The sequence below is a fragment of the Oceanisphaera arctica genome, assembly GCF_002936955.1.
Taxonomy (GTDB): Bacteria; Pseudomonadota; Gammaproteobacteria; order Enterobacterales; family Aeromonadaceae; genus Oceanimonas; species Oceanimonas arctica.
This window is the reverse complement of the sequence record NZ_MPZM01000019.1, coordinates 19,476-36,654: the sequence shown is the minus strand read 5'-3', so window position 1 is coordinate 36,654 and position 17,179 is coordinate 19,476. Positions and strand designations below refer to the sequence as shown.

Here is a 17,179-nt window from a genome sequence, read left to right as displayed (position 1 = left end):
ATATGAACCCATTAGACGTCATTATTCCCGTATATCGCGGCCTGCAGGAAACGCAGGAATGTATTCTTTCCACCCTGCCGAGGTTGCCCGAGTGGGCACAGTTGATTGTGATCAACGATGCCTCGCCCGAGCCGGGGCTGACGGCCTGGCTGCGGCAGCAGGCGGCCGAGGGCGCCTTTACCCTGCTGGAAAACGAGCACAACCTGGGTTTTGTAGGCACGGTGAACCGTGGGATGGAGCTTAACCCCGAGCGCGATGTCTTGTTGCTTAACAGCGATGTGGAGGTACCCGCGTCCGACTGGCTGGAGCGCATGCGCGAAGCGGCCTACGCCCACGACAAGGTGGCGAGCCTGACGCCGTTTTCCAACAACGCCACCATTTGCAGCTTCCCGAATTTTTGCGCCGACAATGACTTGTTCGCCGGGCTGAATGTGACCGAGCTGGACGCGGTATTCGCACAGCTTTCGCTGGCCGATCCGCTGGTGGAAGTGCCTACCGGTGTCGGCTTTTGCATGTACATGCGCCGGAACTGCATGGATGCGGTAGGCCTGTTCGACGAAGCCACCTTCGGCAAGGGCTATGGTGAAGAAAACGACTGGTGCCAGCGCGCCGCCAAGGCCGGGTTTGTGAATTATCACCAGCTCAATGTGTTTGCCTATCACAAGGGCGGGGTGAGTTTTCAGGAAGAAGGCGATCCGCGTAAGGCCAAGGCCATTGAGCTGCTGCTGGGATTGCACCCGGACTACAACGATCAGGTACAGCGCTTTATTGCCGCCGATCCGGCGAAAAAGGCCCGCCGGATGGCGGCGCTGGCCATTATTCGCTGCCATCCGGCGCCTGTTATATTGCTGGTGTCGCACTGCCTTGGCGGAGGGGTTAACCAGCACCTGGCCGAGTTGCAGTCGTTTTATGGCGATGGTACCTGCTTTTTGCGCCTGACTCCGGCCAACACTGCCGGTGGCGTTTGGCTGCACCTGTCTGCCGCGGCTAGCGATGGCATGCACTTCAACCTACAGCAGCCGGAGCAGCACCAGGAACTGCTGGACCTGTTGCGGTGGCTGGGAGTGGCGCGGATGCATCTGCATCACACCTTGGGGGTGCCCGAGCCGGTGTTGGAGTTGCCGCAACAGCTTGGCTGTGGCTATATGATGACCATCCACGATTATTACCTGCTGAATGCCAACCCTAGCCTGACCGATGCACAAGGGCGCTTTGCCGGTGATGAAGCGCGACAGCGAGATGCTCAGTGCGCCCAGCATTATCCGTTGCCCGAGGGCATGTCGGCTGCCGGCTGGCGTGAGGCTCACCTTCCCTTGTTGCAGGGTGCGGAACAGGTGGTGTTTCCGTCACAGGATGTGGCAGCGCGTTTTTTGACCGGTTTTGGCGACAAGGTGCTGGCGGCCAATAGTGTGGTGGCCTGGCATCCGGACAGCGAGCAGCAGTCCTGGCCGCCGGTAGTACCCTGGCAGCCTGCAGAAGGTAAAAAACTCAAGGTGCTGGTGCTGGGGGCGCTTAGCCGTGAAAAGGGCGCCTTGTTGCTGGAGCAGGTGGCGCAGCGGCTGACAGGCCGGGTGGAGTTTCATTTGCTGGGGTATGCTTTCAAACCCTTGCAAGGTCTGATCAACCACGGCCCTTACCAGCCAGAAAATCTGCAGAGCAAGCTGGATGAGATTGGTGCCGATGTAACCTGGTTTCCGGCCCTGTGTCCCGAAACCTACAGCTATACCCTGTCTACAGCATTGGGTCGGGGCCTGCCGGTGGTATTCCCCGATATCGGGGCTTTTGCCGAGCGAACCCGGGGGCGACCGCAAAGTTATATGTTGCCGTGGAATATGCCTGCAGAGCAGGTGGTTGCGTTTTGGCTGGCCTTGGCTGCCGGCAAGCCGGTGAGCGACTGGCTAGCAGCCGAGCATGCAGGCCTTGAGTATGCGGCCTGCCCGTCTCCCGCCCAGGGCTACTATCGCCGGCATTATCTGGCCGAGTTGCAGCCTGTCCCGACCGTGCAGGAGTCGCTGGCCGACACCTTGCGCCATACCGCTGAGCTGGTGGAGCAACTGCAGCGGCCAGAGCTGGCTCCCGGCCCGCTTACGGGCCGCGAACGGCTGCTGCTGATGCTGTGGCGGGTGCGTCACTGGCCCGGTGTACGTGGTTTTATCCGATTGGTGCCCTATTCGTGGCAGCAGAAGCTGAAACAGCGATTGAGCAAGAAACAGCTTCACGAAATTTTACCCAAATCCAAATCGTGAGCATGTTGGCGATGCGGCCAAAGTGGGGCCACGAATGATGCCGCCTCATATTGTATTTGTGCATCTCTACAACGATCGCAGCGGCAGCCCCAGGGTGCTGGCGCAGGTGATTACGGCGCTGCACCGGGCCGGCAGAAGCGGCGAGTTGCTCACCAGCGGCCATAGTGATGGCTGCCTGAGCGCGGTGCCGGTGCGGCGCCGTCGGCTGTTCTATCAGCGTAGCGAAAACCACTGGCTCACGTTGTTCTGGTATGCATTGGGCCAGACTTTGCTGTTTTTTCAGTGTTTGCGCTACTGGCCCCGGAATGTTTGTTTTTATATCAATACCATGATGCCGGCCGGGGCAGCACTGGCCGCCTGGTTGATGGGTAAGCCTGTCATTTACCATGTGCACGAAACGTCCATCAGACCGCCTTTGTTCAAGCGCTGTTTACGGGCGGTGATTCGGTTAACCGCCGATAAAGTGGTATTTGTTTCCGGTTTTTTGCGGCAGGCAGAGGGCTTTGTCGGTAAAGAGCAACGGTTGTTGTACAACGCCGTCGAGCCACCGGTCGAGCCGGAGCATTCAAAGTCCGGCTTTGACGTGTTGATGGTGTGTTCGCTCAAAGCCTACAAGGGAGTGGATGAATTCGTGTACCTGGCCAGTGGATTGCAACATCGAGCCGAGATGCGCTTCACTCTGGTGCTGAATGCCGATCAGATCGAAATAGACCGCTATTTTTCCACCTTCGCCCTGCCTGACAACCTCACCCTGGTGGCTCGCCAGCAGGATGTGACGCCCTTTTATTGTCGTGCCTCGGTATTGCTTAATCTGTCCCGGCCCGATGAGTGGGTAGAAACCTTTGGTCTGACCATAGTGGAAGCCATGGGTCACGGCCTGCCAGTGATTGTGCCCCCAGTGGGGGGACCCGCCGAAATTGTGCGTGATGGAGTTGAAGGTTTTCTGGTGCAGGGAACGGACACTCAGACCGTTACGGCTCACCTTGAGCGCTGGCTGACCGATCCAGACTGTTACCGGGCCTTTTCGCAGCGGGCCAGAGCCCGGGCTGCCGACTTTTGCCCGCAGGCGTTTAAACGAGCACTGCTCGATATTGTTGATTAGGACATTCATGGCTGCCAAACAGTTACTGATTTTGGGAATACGTGGTATTCCCGCCGCCCACGGCGGCTTTGAAACCTTTGCCGAACGGTTGTCGTTATATCTGGTGCAGCATGGCTGGCAGGTTACCGTATATTGCCAGGAACAGGGCAAGGGCCCGGTGACCGAGAGCGAATGGTGTGGCATAAAACGGGTGCATATTCCGGTAAGCCGGCAAGGTGCTGTGGGCACCATACTGTTCGACTGGCAGGCGGCTCGCCATGCCGCCGGGCAGCCGGGCATTTGTTTGACTCTGGGCTACAATACCGCCCTGTTCAACCTGTGGCAGCGGCTTTCCGGGCAGATCAATCTGTTCAATATGGACGGCCTAGAGTGGCAGCGCGACAAATGGAGCGGGCCGGCCCGGGCTTGGCTTTGGCTGAATGAACGCGCAGGCTGCCTTCTTGGCCAGCATTTGATTGCTGATCACCCTCGCATTAAGGATCATCTGGCTACCCGGGTGAGTGAGCATAAGATTGCCATGATCCCCTACGGAGCCGATGAGTTAGCGCAGGCAAATCCGTTGGCACTGCAGCCACTGGATCTTGAGCCGGAGGCGTTTTCAGTGATTATTGCCCGGCCTGAGCCAGAAAACTCCATTCTGGAAATGGTGCGGGCTTTCAGTGCCCGTGAACGGCAGCATAAGTTGGTGGTGCTGGGGCGCTTTGAGCCTGATTTAAATTCCTTCCATCGGCGAGTTATGGCGGCAGCTTCCAGTGAGGTGCTGTTCCCTGGTGCCATCTATGAAGCTTCTGTTGTGCAAGCTTTGCGTTTTCATTGTCGTTTCTATCTGCATGGCCATAGAGTTGGCGGGACCAATCCCTCTTTGGTAGAAGCAATGGGAGCTGGTAGCCCTGTTATAGCCCATGATAACCCTTTCAATCGCTGGGTAGTCGGGGAAGGAGCGGCTTCTTTTACCGATGAAGCAAGCTGCAGGGCACTCTTCGACAGCTTGCTAGAAGATGAACAAGCTAGAGTGAGGATGAAAACTGCTAGCAGGCAGCGTTTTCAAAAGCATTTTACTTGGCCCAAGGTGCTGGCAGAATACGAGGCTTTACTTACCCATTGGTTGGCTGCTCCATAACCATCTATAAGCATTACGGAAACTGAAATGTTGCACAGCTCATCGGGCCTTACCGAGCGTTTTCCTCCTCATTTGGTGGTCCCACCTCTGGATGCCGCCGCCTTGGTAGCCGGAGCCCTGTTGGCCCATGGCTGGCGTTTTGGTCATTTTAATTTGCCGGATCGTTACTGGCTGGCAACGGTGATCATGGTACTGCTGGTTACCTTTATTAACAGTACTGTCGGTGCCTATGAGCGCTGGCGCATTACCCGTATCTCCAGCTTGCTGGCCCGCCTGTTTCTGGTGTGGCTGGGAGTGGCGGCCCTGGTGGCTTCTGTGGTGTACCTTACCCATTCGGCGGATCGTTATTCCCGGCTGTGGGTAAGTATGGCATTGCTGATTTCTTTTGTGTTGTCTGGTGCGGTGAGAGTAGCCATTCAGTTGTTGTTACGTCAGGCCCGGCGCCAGGGGCGTTCGTTACGTTCGGTTTTTATGGTGGGGCCTGGGCAGAATATTAGACGCGTAGGGCGGGGTATGAGATCCACCCCAGAAGAAGGCTACTGTATTGCTGGTATACAGCGGTTGGGCATACTGGGAGTGGATGCTGCTGCTTTAATTAGTCTCTCTCGTCGGGTAGCACAATCGGGGGCTCAAGAGGTGTGGATTTGTGTGCCGCTGGAGATGGGGCCTGCCGTGCGTTCAATCTTTTATGCTTTGCGCCACCATACAGTCGAGGTGCGTTTTATTCCCGAGTTTGGAGATATGCAGCTGCTCAACCACAGGGTGAGCGAGGTCGCCGGCCAATATGCCTTTGATTTGAGTGTTACGCCCATGAATGGCGTAGCTCAAATGCTAAAACGGCTGGAAGACCTGGTGATTGGCAGCCTGCTCAGTGTGCTGATTGTGCCGCTTTGTCTGGTGATTGCTGTTGTCATCAAGTTAACATCATCCGGCCCTGTGCTGTTCAAGCAGTACCGTACCGGAGTAAATGGTAAAAGCTTCAAGGTGTACAAGTTCAGGAGCATGAAAGTACACCAGGAAAATAATGGCCAGATTACCCAGGCTGGCAGACAGGACCCTCGTTTTACGCCTATCGGTGCCTTTTTGCGCCGTACCTCTCTGGATGAACTGCCTCAGTTTTACAATGTGCTGCAGGGGCGTATGTCGATTGTAGGTCCCCGACCTCATGCCTTGGCCCACAACGAGTATTATATGGACCTTGTTGAATCGTACATGAAACGTCACAAGGTCAAACCGGGCATCACCGGCTGGGCCCAGGTGAATGGCCTGCGTGGTGAAACCGATACCCTGGAAAAGATGGAGTCTCGGGTTGAACATGATCTCTGGTACATCAATAACTGGTCGTTATGGCTGGACCTGCGCATTATCTTCTGGACTATTTTTAAAGGCTTTGTGAACCGAAATGCTTATTGAACGGCAATATCAAGATGGTGTGGACATGTCTTTGAGTGATGCGTCTTTCTCGCTTGCCAGGCGCTACAGTAGCCTGGCGGTATTCCTGATGGGAGCTATCGCTTTGGTGGTGCCCAGTGGTTACACCTATGGGGCAGCCCTGTTGCTGTTGGGGAGTTTCAGCTTGCTGTACTCTCGGCCGGCGCTGTGCTTACAGAAAGAAGACAAGCAGATAATGACGGTATTGGCGCTGTATTCCCTGCTGTTCTGTGCTCAGCTGTGGCTGGAAGGCGCCGACTCCAGCGCCTATGACAGGCCCAGTCGTTTTATCTTTGCCATTCCTGTTCTGCTGTTTGTATTGGCGTATCCACCAAAGTTAGCATTTATGTGGGCCGGGCTGGTGGTGGGCGGTGTACTCACTGCTGGCTGGGCCATCTGGCAAAAGCTGTTTCTGGGTATAGAGCGGGCCACCGGTTATACCTATGTGATCCAGTTTGGCAATATCAGTATGCTGTTTGGCATTTTCTGCCTGGCCGGACTGGGGTGGGCGGCGGTACAGCCCAATGCGCGTCGTTGGGTGGTATTGCTGTTGTTGGGCGCATTGTTTGGTGCCCTGGGCTCCTTGCTGTCCGGTAGCCGGGGCGGCTGGATTGGGCTGCCTTTTGTATTCTGGGTTCTTTATCGAGCCTATGGCCGGGAGCTGTCGGTTAGAATGCGGGGGGGCGTTCTGGCTGCGGTGCTGGCGCTGGGAGCTCTGGTTTATCTTCTGCCTCAAACCGGCGTGCAGCAGCGGGTGCAGCACGCCTTTAACGATATTGAGCAATATCAGCAGGGCAATAAATGGACCTCGCTCGGCGCCCGGTTTGATATGTGGCAGGGTGCGCTAACCCTGATTGCCGAAAAGCCTTTGACCGGCTGGGGCTGGAATGGTTATCAGCAAGGTATGCAGGCACTGGTCGACAAGGGACAGGTTATTCAGTTTGCGGCGGACAATCATGCCCATAACGAATATCTCGACAACTTTGCCCGGCGCGGCATTCTGGGGCTGTTGTCGTTGCTGGCGCTGTATCTGGTGCCATTACGCCTGTTTGCCCGGCGACTGAACAGTGCCAATATGGAACTTCGCGCCCTGGCCACCGCCGGTGCTTTGCTGCCGGTCGCCTTTATGGACTTTGGCCTGTCGCAGGTGTTTTTTGGTCATAACAGCGGCGTAATGGTATACGCCTTCTGGCTGGCCGTGCTCTGGGGCACCTTAAGGGCCTATGAAAAACACAGTGCAGAGCACCAAACGCCAGGCACCAGGCCTGGCGCTTCGCGCAAGGTGTAATGCTTGATTTGTTGTTGAATAAAAAAAGCCGCTGTTGCGGCTTTTTTTATATTGGCTTACGGGTAAAAATCTGCTGCGCAGATCCGCCAGCTAAAGCGGCGGCTACAGCCCAATCCAGGCATCGGTACTCTTGTTTGGCATGGCCTTGTAGCCGGCGCTTTAGCTGCCGGGGCAGACGGTGCCTAGTCTGCAGGTATGGCGCTGTTTGTGGGTTCGCGCCAGCTAAAGCGGCGGCTACAACCCCCTCACTCCTCATCCCTCACGCCTTACCCCTCACATCTCACCCTTCACCAAGGTCGGCCGTCTGCGCCATCGGCGCATCAGCACAAAGGCCGCACCCAGCACCAGCGCATAGCCGGCCTCCAGCCCCAGCGAGACGAACACGCCCAGACACAAGAGGCTGGCCAGTAGTGCCAGCCAGCGGTAACCGCCGGTGAGCAGCTTGACGCCCGCCACCATGGCCAGCAGATAGACCAGAATGAAGTTGCCGTTGGCGTAGCGCATCAGTGCCTCGAGCGGCAGCTTGAACAGCCAGGCTGCCAGAGTACAGAGGGCGCAGGCCGCAATGACCCAGGTCAGGGCACGGAAGGGGGAGCCGTTACGGTTGAGTTGCGCCAGAGTGGCGGGTAGCTTGCCCTCGTCCGCCATGCTCCACAGCAGGCGGGCAAAGCCCTGCACATAGAGGTTGAGGCTGGCAAAGCAGGCCAGATACCCCACCAGAGCCGCGGCCCAGCGGCCTTTTTCGCCCAGCAGGGCGGCCACCAGCACCGGGAAGGAGGTGGTGTTGGTCAGCTCGTCGCCGAACACCCCAAACTTCACCACCGCCATGGCGCAGGCCAGATAGATGAAGCCGGCCAGCAGCACGCCAAATAACAGCGCCAGCGGAAAATCCCGCTCCGGATTCCTGAATTCCTCCCCCATGTGGGTGAAAGCCTCCAGCCCCACGAAACACCAGAACATCACCGCCAGCACGGCCGGCAGCGCCGTCCACTGCACCTGTTCGACCGGTGGCAATATGGCCAGCGGCTCATGGAGCAGATCACCACTGACCCACACCGTTGCCAGCAAGCCGATAATGGCCAGGGCAATCAACAGCTGGATCAGACCCGAGGCGCCGCTCTTGCGGCTGCCCAATACCAGCACCAGACCAAGAGTACCCAGTTGCACCAGCAGGTCGCCGCTATCCGACAACGGAAACAGCGCATGCCAGAAGCCGGCGGTCAGGGTCAGCATGGCGGGCAGCCCCACCGGTAGCACCGCCAGAAACAAAAAGGCCGCCAGCTTTTCCATCGGTGCGCCCAGGGCCCGGCCAATCAGATGCGGCGCACCGCCGGCGTGGGGAAAGGCGCGCCCCAGGCGGGCGAAGGTGAAGGCCACCGGCAGCACCAGCACCATCAATATCAGCCAGGCCCACAAGGAGTCGGCTCCCGCCAGGCTGGCGGCCACCGCCGGTACCACGAAGATGCCGCTGCCCAGCAGAGAAGTGGCCATCATGCCGGTGCCGTAGCCCAGCCCCAGTTCTTTGTTCAAACGCCCCATGTTGTTTCAAATCCGTATGCAAGAATTCTGATATATTAACGCCAGATAACGATAATAAGGCCTGGCACTATGCTGCTTGAGCACGGCGAAACGTCGCTTTTGGCCGACGTTTGGTCGGGGATATTGAAAAAGAGGGTGCAGTGGACAAGTTTGATCAAAAAATCGTCTCCTTGCTGACGGAAAATGCCCGACTGGCGGTGGCCAGTATTGCCCGCGAGGTCAATCTGTCCCGCTCGGCGGTATCCGAACGCATCAAGAGTCTGGAAGAGCGGGGCGTTATTCGCGGCTATCACGCCCGGCTCGGCAGTCCGCAGACCCTGGTGCGAGCCTACTTCGCCCTCAGCTATCACGTGCGCCAGTGCGAGCAATATGCCGAGTCTCTGCGGGCGGTGCCCGAGGTGAAGCTTTGCTACACCATCAGCGGCGAAACCGACATGCTGGTTTATGTGGAGGCCGCCTCCATGGAACGGCTGGACGCCATTCGCCATATCATAGAGCACACTCCCCATATCAAGACGGTGCGCACGCACATGATACTGGGTGAGGTGATCAACACCCTTTCCTGAGGCGGCGGCATGCAGATCTTCCGGGCGCACTGGCTGGCCCCCTGGTTCAACCATCCCTTTATCGCCACCGAGCCGACCGTCGAAGGTCTGGTGCTGCACCTCAAACGCGAACGCCATGCCCTGAGCTGGACCGAGCTGAAGGCGCCGCCGATGCTGGAGCAGGGGCGGCGGCTCTATCGGCTGCGTTTGCCCTGCACTCAGGGCGATATCGAACTGGGTTGGTTGCCGAAAACGGTGGCCGAGCCACTGTGTGAAGCCATCACACTGGGCTGGTTTCGGTATCACGCCGGAGAACGAATAATACCGCTGGCCGAGTCTTGTCTGGCGCTGCTGGAACTGGGCTATCTGCGAGCGTCTCGCTGGCAGCAGTTAAAGCAACTATTGCAGCAGGAGCCAGTCGACTGGAGCCAGTTATCACCGCCGGTAGCCCTGACCGACCGGGAGCGGGCCGCCTTTGAGCTGGTGGCGACCCTGATGGCGGCGGATGACAACTGGCGGGAGCAATGCTGTCGGGATTATTGCGAGCAGGCGCTGGCCGAGTACGGCGCCCTGTTCGACGGGCTGGAAGCCCACCCCCTGACCGAGGCCCAGCGACTGGCCTGTGTGGTGGACGAAGATCATAACCTGGTGCTGGCCGGTGCCGGCTGCGGTAAAACCAGTGTGATGACGGCGCGGGCGGCCTTTTTGCTGGCGTCCAACCAGGCCCGGGCCGGCGACTTGCTGTTGCTGGCCTTCGGCAACGAAGCGGCGGCGGAAATGGCCGAGCGGCTGGCGAGCCGGCCAGAGACCGCCACCGTCAAGACCAGCACCTTTCATGCCCTGGGGTTGATGATACTGTCTCGGATCGCGGGCAAGAGCCCGTCGCTCAGCCCATTGGCGCAACAAGAAAGCACTCGTATCAGTACCTTCGCCCGCTGGCTGGAGCAAGACTGCCAGCAGGACGAAGACTACGGAGCCAAACTGCATGACTGGCTGCGGCGTCATCGTTTTCAGGTGCTGCCGCAACCGGACTATCGGCGGCTGGCACGGGAGTGGGCACCGCTGGTGGCGGCGCTCAAGCTCTACGGCGAGCCCGAGCCGGACGAGCTGACGCCGGCGCTGGCCGAGCAGTTGACCCTGGTGCGGCCGCTGTTGCACCGCTATCAGCAACATCTGGCCGAGCAGGGCGAAATCGACTTCGACGACATGATTGAAAGGGCTACCGAGCAAGTGCGTCGGGGCCGCTTCGAGGTGCCCTGGCGACATATTCTGGTGGACGAATTTCAGGACATTTCCGGCCCTCGGGCCGCCTTGTTGCAGGCCCTGCGCGATGCCGCCCCCGGGCTGTCGCTGTTTTGCGTGGGAGACGACTGGCAGGCCATCTATCGCTTCAGCGGCGCCGATGTGTCGTTGACCACCGCCTTTGCCGAACACTTCGGTGCCAGCCGGATCACCCGGCTCGACAAGACCTTTCGTTTCAACGATCAGATTGAAAAGGTGGCCAGTCGCTTCGTTACCCGCAACCCGGCGCAATTACCGAAGACACTCGGCACTCACCATCGCAGCGATTCGCCCTGCGTGCATGTGCTACCGGTCGACAGCGACAGCCAGATGGACGCCGTGACCCGGCTGCTGGGGCAGGTTGCCGCCGACAGGGCCGATGCCTCCGTGTACCTGCTGGCCCGTTTTCGCTTCAGCCTGCCGGACGACTCACAGCTGGCCGGCTGGCGCCGGCGCTTTCCCGAACTGAAGCTGGAGGCCCAGACCCTGCACGGAGCCAAGGGCAAGGAGGCGGATTGCGTGATCATGCTGGGGCTCTGTCGGGGCAAATACGGCTTTCCACCCGAGAAGAACGGCGCGGCTCTGCTGGAATTGCTGCTGCCGGACGCGGAAGCCTTCCCCCACGCCGAAGAACGCCGGCTGTTCTATGTTGGCCTGACCCGCGCCCGACATCAGGTGTTTCTGCTGTCCGACCGGCAAATCCCCTCTGTTTTCATCAAGGAACTGCTCGAAGGCGGCTATCCCGGCGTCAGCCGCTGGGGTTGATCGCTTGTTTTGGTTGACCCGGTTAGCATTTGTTAACATTATTCCCCTATCAGTTGTACTGTTTTGGCGTGTTGGAGCAACCCTTGTCTACTGCAAAGAAAAAGGAAATCCGTCGTATTGTCGAGGCGATTGGCCGCGCCATTGTCGAGCAGCGTCTTGCGCCGGGTACCCGCCTGGTGGAGCTCAAGCTGGCCGATGCCCTGAATGCCAACCGCAATCATATCCGCGATGCCCTGCAAGAACTCAGCCATCAGGGGCTGGTGAGCATAGTCGTCAACAAGGGGGCCATGGTGGCTTGCCCCAGCCAGCAGGAGGCGGCCGATGTGTTCGTGGTGCGCCGCTTGCTGGAAGCCGAGGCGATGGCCCTTGCGGCTGCGCGGGTAGAAGAGGCCGACCTGGCCGTGCTCCGCAACCTGATTGAAGAGGAAAGACAGGCGGTGGAAGAAGGCCGGCGACCGGCGGCGGTAAAGCTGGCGGCTCGCTTTCATATCGAGCTGGCGCGTATCGCGGATAATCAGGTGCTGTCGGAGGTACTGGAGCGGCTGATAGCCAGATGTTCGCTGATCGTCAGCATGTACCAGAAGGACAGTCGGGCCCATGAATGCCATTGTAACGAGCATGGCCAGCTGGTAGAGCTGCTGGCGGCGGGTGATGTGGACGCGGCCGTATTGTCGATGCGCCGGCATCTGGATAATCTGGAGTCCAGCCTGGAATTGTCCCAGGATGAAGAGCAGGCCACCGATTTTGTGGCCCTGTTTGCCGATTTACGCGCCGGCTGAATCGCTTGTGATTTTTTTGTAGCCGGCGCTTTAGCTGCCGGATCAGACGGCGCCGATGCTGCAGCTATGGCGTTGTTTGCTGGTTTGCGCAGCTAAAGCAGCGCCTACAGCCCACCAATCATCGGTGTTTTGGTGTTGTGCTTGTGATTTTTTTGTAGCCGGCGCTTCAGCTGCCGGATCAGACGGCGCCGATGCTGAAGCGTTTTCCGCATCAGTCAGAGAAATGTCAAAACGCCGACCGGTTTATGCCGGTCGGCGTTTTAGTTAGGCCTTGCTGGTCGGGAACGAAGGCGGGAAGATCTCCTCCAACGGGGGATGCAGATGACAGCGCTCCGGATAGCTGGCGATAAAGCCGTCAAACTGCTGCTGGGCCTGGTGATGCAGTTGCTGCAGATCCAGGTTTAGCTTCACCAGCTGGCCGTCCCACACTACCTTGTCGCCGTTGACGATCACCCCCTTGATATCCCGGCCGTTACCGTTGATCACCATGGCGGTGATGGGATCGAATACCTGGCCGGTATGAATGTTATCGAAGTCGAACACCATGATATCGGCTTTGGCGCCCGGGCAAAGACGTCCTATATCCTCCCGGCCCAGAGCTCTGGCTCCGCCCAGGGTGGCCATATTGTAATAGTCCGCCGCCGAGGCCTCGGTAATATTACCGCTGTTGACCCGGCTGAGGATGGCGCCGACGTGCATGTTCTGGATCATGTCCGGCGGGTAGGTGTCGGTGCCCATGCTGAGGTTGATACCCGCTTCACGGAAGCGGCTGACGCCATCGAAATACTTGGAGTTGCGGCCGGCCACCAGCGGACAAATCACCGCGCTGGCGCCGCTCTGGCCGAGCAGCGACAACTCCCTTTGTATTTTCTCCGGGGTGGCATGTTTGCCGCCCAATAACTGGAGGTGAGGCAGCAGCAAGCGAGAGTCGAGCAGATCATGTTCGGCCATCAGCTCAATCGACGACATGCCGTTGTGCAGCTGGTGCACCATATCCAGTTCAAACTCGCCCTGGCAGCTGTGCAGCCGAACCGGGCAATCCAGGGCGCGCATGGCCTTTGCGGTCTGGCGCAGCAGCTCGGGGGTACAGCCTTCGATACGGTCCGGGGCCAGCATGCCCTTTATGGTGTCGCCGTACTGGTGGAGCTGCTCTACATAGTGCACCGCTTCTTCCAGCCCTTTTAGTCCCCGCTGTTCATCGAAGCGCATCTCGACACTGGCATCCGGGTTGACCACGCCATATCCGGACATATAGGCCGGACCCAGGTAGGCACGCACCCCCAGGCTGACGGCGATATCGGCGGCACGCCGGAATTCATCGGCGGTCTCGGCCCATTCCCGGTACAGGACGGAGGTGATCGGCGCTATGGTGGTGATGCCGTTCAACAGCAGCTGGCTGAAGGCATAGCGCTTGTTGAAGTCGAGCTGGGCATCGTTGTAGGTTTCGCGCCGTTGCCAGCTGCTGGCAGGCAGACGGCCTTTTTTCCAGCCGGGCTGGTGGTCGAAGGCGAGTACGGTAGAGTCCAGATCGGCGACCGCATCCAGATCGATAAAACCGGGGCCGACCAGGGCGTTGCCCATGGCCAGGGTTTCGTCGACCTGGCCCTGATAGCCGTGGCCGACAAACAGCACGGTATCGCCGCGATAGACCAGCTCGCCCTGCTCGTAGATATGGTGGCCGCCGTCCTTGAAACCGATAACGTACTTGGCGGTGATTTTGGTGGTTTTCATCAATTTTGCTCCATGACCCTTAATGGCTTATCCGTTTGCTCAGAACAGGCATTCGCCGCGGTCGGCGACCAGTTTGCCGGCCTTGAACACGGTGCGGGCCAGAGGCGGCTCGACGATGGCTTCGGCCACCACCCGGGCATCCAGCAGCACCAAATCCGCCTGGCAGCCGACTGCCAGCCCATAATCTTTCAGCCCCATCACCTCGGCGCCGCCATAGGTAATGGCGTGCAGCGCCTGCTCCAGTTCCTTGTCCTGACGCCAGCGATATTTTAGTCCCATCAACATGGCCCTCTGCAGCATGTCCGCATTGCCGTAAGGACTCCAGGTGTCGCGGATGCCGTCGTTACCTGCGGTGACCCTGATGCCGGCGGCGCGCAGCTTTTCATAGGGGGGAACGCTGCGGTTGGCCGGCGCCGTGGTGGCGATGGCGATATTTGCCTTGGCCAGCCCCTCGATGAGTCGATCCTGATAGGCGGGATCCACCTCACCCAGGCAGAAGGCGTGGCTGATGGTCACCTTGCCCTGCAGACCAAGAGCCAGGGTGCGCTCTATCATCAGTTCGACCGAGAAGGCACCCAGCTCGGCCGCTTCGTGCAGGTGTAGATCGACACCCTTTCCGTATCGGGCGGCGATCTCGAATATCGCATCGATATGGGCCACAGGATCGCGTTCGAAGGAGGAGGGATCGATGCCGCCCACATAATCGGCGCCCAGTTTGACAGCCTCTTCCATCAGCGCCCGGGTGCCGGGCCGGCCCAGCATGCCACTCTGGGGGAAACAGACGGTTTCGATATAGACCTGGTCGGCCAGCTTGTCTCTGGTGGCCAGCACCCCTTCCATGTGTTTTAGGCCGATTTCGGTGTCCACATCGATATGGGTGCGGATATGGGTGGTGCCTTTGGCGATAGCCAGTCGGGCGATGCGCTCGGATTGCTGTCGGGAGTCAAACTCCTGCTGCCGGCGGAAGTTGCGCTCGTTTTCGATGATGGCGGGCAACTCTCTGGGCACCTGATTTTCATACCAGTCCATGCCCCACAGGGATTTGTCGATATGGGCGTGGCCATCGATAAATCCCGGCAGCACCAGGCGATGATGCCCTTCTTGCAGGATAGCACCGCTCGGTAACGGAATATGCGGCTCGATGCGAGTGATCTTGTTCCCTTCGATCAGGATATCCCTGCTTTCCTGGTCTCCGCTGAGACGAACCTGTCGGATCAGTGTGGCGGTCATGCTTGCTCCCTGTAGAGATGAGATGAATTCCGTATCGTGCTTTCAACGCCGATGCCATTGCTCTGGAGGTCACCCGAAGGTGGTGGAAAGGCAGGCAATCTGCAACATATCAGCGACATGTTACGGTGTGGAGTCATATCGGCAGATGAATAGTGCTTTTGAGATTGTTATCACATATTAAGTAAATTGCTAGCAATTACCCCTGTGGGAATCTCCGACTTGTAATATAAATGTTATCGAAATGATTGATGATGTTGAACGTCGATCAAGGGATGGCCGCACCGACAGGGCCGAGACATGTTCATTCACAGGGATGATTGATGATGAAATTGACAACGATTACCGCCTGCCTGCTGGCCGCATCTTGCAGCCTGAGCGCTCAACAGGCCCAGGCCGAAAATCAGGCCGAAAATGTGGTGCGCTGGGCGCAGCAGGGAGATATACCCACTCTTGACCCCTATGCTTTCGCTTCTACCCCGGCGCTGGCGTTTCAGAACCATATCTATGAAGGTCTGGTGCAATGGAATGAGCAGCTGGAAATGTCGCCGGCCCTGGCTACCCACTGGGAGCAACTGGACGATACCACCATCCGTTTTTACCTGCATAAAGGTATCAAGTTCCACAACGGCAATGGCTTCAATGCCGACGACGTGGTCGCTTCCATCGCTCGTGTTACCCACCCGGATTCGGGGATCCGCGGCAATGCCTCTTCGATCAAGGAGGCGGTGAAGGTAGATGACTATACGGTCGATCTTCTGCTTAACAGCAAGTCGCCCATCGCCCTCAATGAACTCAGCGGCATTCTGATGATGGACAAGGAATGGCTGGAAGAGCACAAAGCCACCGAGCCTACCAGCATGACCAAGGGCACCGAAGGTTATGCCACCAACCACACCAACGGTACCGGCCCCTTCAAGCTGGAAAGCCGGCGCCGTGACGCCGAGATGGTGCTGGTCAAGAACAACAACTGGTGGCAGGCCGAGAACACCAGGCACAATATCGACCGTATCATTTTCCAGCCGGTGGCATCCGAATCTACTCGGCTGGCCGGTATTCTGGCCGGTGAATTTGACCTGGTCAGCGATGTGCCCCTGCAGGACTTGCCCCGCCTGGAAAAGGAAAAAGGCATCAATGTCAAAGTCAGGCCCTCTTTGCGAGTCATGTTCCTTACTCTGAACATGAATGATGAACTGAACGCGGGCAATGTGGATGGCAAGAACCCTCTCCAGCAGCAGAAGGTACGGCAGGCGCTGCATATGGCCATCGACCGCGAGGCGATCGTCAAGAAGATTATGCGTGGCATGACCGAAGTGGCCAACACCTATGTGGCGCCCGCCATCGCCGGCTTTGACGCCGAGCGAGGTGTGTCCACCAGTTATGATCCCAAAGGGGCCAAGGCGCTGCTGGCCGAGGCCGGTTATCCCAACGGCTTCAAGCTGGCCTTCGACTGTGAGCAGGGCTATTACCTGAACGCGGAGCAGTGGTGTCAGGCGGTGCAGCGTTACTGGTCCAAGGTGGGCGTGCAAACCAGCCTGAACATGCATACCCGCAGCGTCTACTCCCAGATCCGCGACAACGGCCGTACCGATGTGGCGGTACTGGGCTGGGCCAACCTGCCGCTCTATGACGCCTACAGCATCAACCAGCAGTTGCTGCACTCCAAGGATGGCGGCATCTACGGTGCCTTCAATATTCCCCGCTATCAGAACGACACCCTCGATACCCTGATCGAACAGTCTTCATCCGAACTGGATCAGCCGACCCGCACCAGGCAGATGGAAGATGTACTGGCCAGGGCGCAACAGGAGCTGCCTTATCTGCCATTGCACTTTGAGCCAATGGCCTGGGCCACCTCCGACAAGCTGGAAATCACCCAGAACCCCGACAACGTGGTAAGGCTCTGGTACGCCAGCATGAAGCAAGGCTAAGCCGTCGCCAGGCCATCCGGGTTACGGGTGGCCATGGCAATACGTGATTTTTTGGTTGCTATCACAAATATAAACAATTGTTAGCAATTGTACGTTTGTTTTGTAAATAAAATTACCTTGTCGTGTTATAAAAAATCATCGGTGGGCTTCAGGCCCACCCTGATGACAGCAAGGCCGGTATGGACCGGTTGAGG

Annotated in this window: 12 protein-coding genes; 9 read left to right on the top strand and 3 right to left on the bottom strand. The window is 58.4% G+C overall.

Translation table 11 applies throughout. The annotated features are described in order from the left end of the window. The first annotated feature begins 2 nt into the window (after positions 1-2). From UN63_RS10045 to UN63_RS10025, 5 genes are read left to right on the top strand one after another with little or no spacing between them, the layout of a single operon-like run. A complete protein-coding gene (locus tag UN63_RS10045) occupies positions 3-2,246 on the top strand; it encodes a glycosyltransferase (protein WP_104486623.1) in 2,244 nt (747 codons plus the stop codon). 34 nt (positions 2,247-2,280) lie between these two features. Continuing rightward, positions 2,281-3,348 (top strand): glycosyltransferase family 4 protein, encoded by a 1,068-nt coding sequence (locus UN63_RS10040; RefSeq protein WP_219821127.1) that lies wholly within the window; start codon positions 2,281-2,283, stop codon positions 3,346-3,348. A gap of 7 nt (positions 3,349-3,355) precedes the next feature. Next, on the top strand, positions 3,356-4,468 hold the full coding sequence (locus UN63_RS10035) for a DUF1972 domain-containing protein (RefSeq protein ID WP_104486622.1): 1,113 nt from the start codon (positions 3,356-3,358) through the stop codon (positions 4,466-4,468). 27 nt (positions 4,469-4,495) lie between these two features. Beyond that, entirely contained in the window at positions 4,496-5,881 is a 1,386-nt protein-coding gene (locus UN63_RS10030) for an undecaprenyl-phosphate glucose phosphotransferase (RefSeq protein WP_104486621.1), read from the top strand. Positions 5,882-5,906: 25 nt separating this feature from the next. Beyond that, a complete protein-coding gene (locus UN63_RS10025) occupies positions 5,907-7,187 on the top strand; it encodes an O-antigen ligase family protein (protein WP_104486637.1) in 1,281 nt (426 codons plus the stop codon). A gap of 273 nt (positions 7,188-7,460) precedes the next feature. Here UN63_RS10025 and yjeH read toward each other — a convergent pair whose 3' ends face one another. After that, a complete protein-coding gene (gene yjeH / locus UN63_RS10015) occupies positions 7,461-8,726 on the bottom strand; it encodes an L-methionine/branched-chain amino acid transporter (RefSeq protein ID WP_104486619.1) in 1,266 nt (421 codons plus the stop codon). Positions 8,727-8,866: 140 nt separating this feature from the next. Between yjeH and UN63_RS10010 the strand changes: the two genes are divergently transcribed. From UN63_RS10010 to UN63_RS10000, 3 genes are all read left to right on the top strand, one after another. Then, positions 8,867-9,292 (top strand): Lrp/AsnC family transcriptional regulator, encoded by a 426-nt coding sequence (locus UN63_RS10010; protein WP_104486618.1) that lies wholly within the window; start codon positions 8,867-8,869, stop codon positions 9,290-9,292. Between the two features lie 9 nt (positions 9,293-9,301). Further along, positions 9,302-11,317 (top strand): UvrD-helicase domain-containing protein, encoded by a 2,016-nt coding sequence (locus UN63_RS10005; RefSeq protein ID WP_104486617.1) that lies wholly within the window; start codon positions 9,302-9,304, stop codon positions 11,315-11,317. A gap of 83 nt (positions 11,318-11,400) precedes the next feature. After that, positions 11,401-12,096, top strand: a complete 696-nt coding sequence (locus UN63_RS10000; protein WP_181068222.1) for a GntR family transcriptional regulator — start codon at positions 11,401-11,403, stop codon at positions 12,094-12,096. 264 nt (positions 12,097-12,360) lie between these two features. Here the strand turns inward: UN63_RS10000 and UN63_RS09995 are convergent, their stop codons facing one another. Together UN63_RS09995 and UN63_RS09990 are read right to left on the bottom strand one after the other, a co-directional pair. Further along, complete coding sequence (locus UN63_RS09995) at positions 12,361-13,827, bottom strand: chlorohydrolase family protein (protein WP_104486615.1); 1,467 nt, start codon at positions 13,825-13,827, stop codon at positions 12,361-12,363. 39 nt (positions 13,828-13,866) lie between these two features. Beyond that, positions 13,867-15,057, bottom strand: coding sequence for an amidohydrolase family protein (locus tag UN63_RS09990; RefSeq protein ID WP_104486614.1), 1,191 nt, complete (start codon positions 15,055-15,057; stop codon positions 13,867-13,869). A gap of 320 nt (positions 15,058-15,377) precedes the next feature. On the opposite strand from UN63_RS09990, the gene UN63_RS09985 reads away from it, so the two are divergent. Next, on the top strand, positions 15,378-16,985 hold the full coding sequence (locus UN63_RS09985; protein WP_104486613.1) for an ABC transporter substrate-binding protein: 1,608 nt from the start codon (positions 15,378-15,380) through the stop codon (positions 16,983-16,985). Positions 16,986-17,179 lie beyond the last annotated feature (194 nt).